The 3,200-nt window shown below is 38.0% G+C and carries 3 protein-coding genes; all 3 read right to left on the reverse strand.

Going from position 1 to position 3,200, the window contains the following annotated elements:
- Positions 1-382: 382 nt before the first annotated feature.
- From CHU92_RS01285 to CHU92_RS01295, 3 genes are read right to left on the reverse strand one after another with little or no spacing between them, the layout of a single operon-like run.
- Positions 383-1,612: a hypothetical protein gene (locus CHU92_RS01285; RefSeq protein WP_094411812.1), complete on the reverse strand. Its 1,230-nt coding sequence runs from the start codon at positions 1,610-1,612 to the stop codon at positions 383-385.
- Entirely contained in the window at positions 1,609-2,499 is an 891-nt protein-coding gene (locus CHU92_RS01290; protein WP_094411814.1) for a Brp/Blh family beta-carotene 15,15'-dioxygenase, read from the reverse strand. Before CHU92_RS01290 ends, CHU92_RS01285 begins: the two co-directional genes overlap by 4 nt.
- A 4-nt stretch (positions 2,500-2,503) precedes the next feature.
- Positions 2,504-3,085: a GIN domain-containing protein gene (locus CHU92_RS01295; protein ID WP_165764557.1), complete on the reverse strand. Its 582-nt coding sequence runs from the start codon at positions 3,083-3,085 to the stop codon at positions 2,504-2,506.
- Positions 3,086-3,200 lie beyond the last annotated feature (115 nt).

Here is a 3,200-nt window from a genome sequence, read left to right on the forward strand (position 1 = left end):
CAAGAAAAACGTAAAAAAACCGTCTCAAGTTGTGAGACGGCTTCTTCAGAAACACCAAACTGCATGTAAAACCATCAATTTACCCCTAATTGATTTCGGTGCAATTTTAATGTTACAATAAGTTGCGGGTTAAATTTCGGTTTGTAAAAAACTTGAATAAAACCCGCAACCCGTGATTTTATGCTAAAATGCCATTTGCTGTACATTGATGGCTGCAAACTGTTTTTTGAGCGGCAAATTTCTTACATCTGCCAATAATAACCCATGCCCAAAGTTCAGGATGCACGCATTGTTGTATTATATACATGCCTTCTCCATCTTTTTAGCCTGATTAGCATAAATTACTATATGTATGAAACAATTATGTAATTAAAATTGAAGATTATTCGCTAATCTTAAACTGCATATCCGATATTATCACCGGTGTATTTGATGAATTATTCTTAATGCAAAGTTCTATGAAATCGCCTTTGTCTAATTCTACCTGTGTAATAAGGTTTATCTGGATACCTGAACCTTTACCAACACCTGAAACAGTAGCGCCCGGCTCAATAACTTCTTTGCCATTTTTAAGGATGCCCAGTGTAAATGAAGCATTTTCTTCCTGTGAAATGGCGCTTACAATTGCATTCACATTGAACGCTGCAAGCCTTTTACCTGTAAATACGAACCTGTTGCTGGCGTCTGTTAAGAATTTTGCGTTCCTGAGTGTTTTAGTCTGGCCAGGAATTTTTGAATACAATGTGATACCTTTGAAGCTTACAGGCACTGCTTTATCAACCAAGTAAATAAAACCGTTACCTTTAGAATCCTGTATCCCTTCACCATTCTGGTACATCTCCCAACCCGGTGTAAATGAATCAAAACCATCAAGTTTATTAGTAACGCCCCGGAACAGGTTTAAAGACAGCCTTCCGTGGTCAATGATAGCCCCTTTATTAATTTTTATACCAGTTTCCCCTGAATATACAAAGTAGGTAGTCTGGATTACTATATCCTTAATAACTGAATTTGCCAAAAATTCAATACCCACACCACCGTTTGTTATACCGGTAACATAGTTTAAAGTAGAGGTGAATTTTTCCATCTGCCCGGTAACTTTAAGGCCGTCCCGGCACTTCCAGTAGTTTTCCACAATACACGTTACATTGAATCCTGTAATGGTACCTACACCTGCTCCCTGGATGTTTGGGGCATCAACTACAGAGCAGCCGGCAAATAAGTTCAGGTATTTAGTACCCGTCATATCCACGAAATCATAGCCTTTAGTTTCTGAAGTACCACAAACCACCATCAGATTATCTAAGTATACATCAACATCCCTGCTCCTTAAAATAGCGCCGTTGACAGTGCCAAGGAAACCGTCTTTTCCGGGATCATCGCCACTCAGGCCGGCCCCGTTAAGGTTAATGGCATTATTGCCAATGTTTACCAGCCCGTGAACTTTATAAAGTTTATTTGAAGCCAGCTTGATAACCCCCTGGTAAGGAGAAGGCAAATCACTAAGGCTTTCTACATGTACCACATTACCTGTACTTGTACCTGACACTTTTGACGGCGCAGCAAACGCAGCATGTACGCCGATTAATAAAAGAAATAGAGTTTTTTTCATTGATTAATTGATTTAAGGGTTTTTGATTTGGAATTATTTAACATATATAACATTGTTAACGCGTGAGGAATGGTAATTGACGCCAGAAAATAAACAAACGAAACCTGGAAATCCATTACATTGAAAACCTGGTAGAGAATAAGTACTAACAGGCAGGCCACATAGTATATCATACCTTTGTGGAAATAACTTTTAAAACTTTTGAGGCTCAGGCTGCCATACAGGAATGTGACCTGTGTGATGATTGACGGTATACTGTGCCACAAAATAAAATAGATGGTAAAAGCAGAAATAAGGCTTAATTGTTTAAATACCACCATAAAAATGACTAAAAGAAAAATTTCAGATTTCAGGTTGATATCAGATTTCAGGGCATAGAACACCGCAAAAGCAAAAAGCCCCAGGAAACTCAGGAACAACATAACAAGAGGCAGCCCTTCATGAAGTCTGGCATCAGTAAGATTTTCTACAGACTGTAAGAACCCGCCCTTGTGAAAGTAAAACAGGAGCGACAGGATGAACAGGCCGTAAAAGAATAAAAACCCTGTTTTGACAACAGTATTGCCATGATAGGCTATACCGGAAAACTGCTGTTCGCCAAAATGGTACGCGCTCGCCCCAATAAAGAAACATAAGGTTACAAACGGCGCATATACAAACAGTAAAAAAAGTACAGCTATAACGGCAGGGTACATGATCCTGTATGGAATATTCAGTTTATTGTTTTTGGCTAAGGCTTTATTTATGATAAAAATATCATTAATGCCATGGGCAAAACCCAGGAGAATAATCAAAACCAAACTGATTTTATCACAGATTTCCGGATAAAAAAAGTATAGCGCCGCAAATGATACTGTACCTGTAAGGGATATAGCTCTCCACTTCATACGCCTACAATGGATTTGTCACAACTGAGTCTGGTGAAACTTTTTTATTAAATTTTGCCGGATTACCGGATACCTCAAGCCTGCTTTTGGTCAATTCGGCATTTAATTTGTCCGTCACAAAAACTCTGGCTCCGGAATCGGTCAGCTCAATATCACATTTTTTGAAAATAATTTTCTGGGCTTCAACACTGGATTTACCGCCTGCCTTGATGTCCGCGTTGTCACATGAACCTTCCAGCGATACACTACTGCCTGACTGGGACAACAGTTTAAAATTGGTAGATTTTATAAATCCGGTTACAGAGGAAGATTCTTTAACATCAAGGGTAAAATTTTCCCTCTGTGTATCCATTTTTATAGAAATCACAGGTTTATTTGCGGCAGATATCTTATTAATGTCCTTAAAATAAACTGTTATAGTTACCGAGTCGGCTACGGCGGCACTGGAAGTAATTGTAAGCCTTTCTTTTAAGACATTATACTTTAAATACTTTTCACCCTTGGTAATTAGTATCCTGTCCTGCTCAAATTCAAGTATTTCAACTTTGATTTTACCACTAATGCTTATCTCAGAAAATTTGTTCAAAACTTCTGTCTTTTGTGCATAGGAAGAGGAACAAAACACAATAAGGAAACACAAAATAAAATTTTTCAACATTGAAGTGGTTTAAACTTTTATTTTATTAAATTTCTTTAGTGCG

It is taken from the genome of Flavobacterium cyanobacteriorum (genome assembly GCF_002251835.1).
GTDB classification, from domain to species: Bacteria; Bacteroidota; Bacteroidia; order Flavobacteriales; family Flavobacteriaceae; genus Flavobacterium; species Flavobacterium cyanobacteriorum.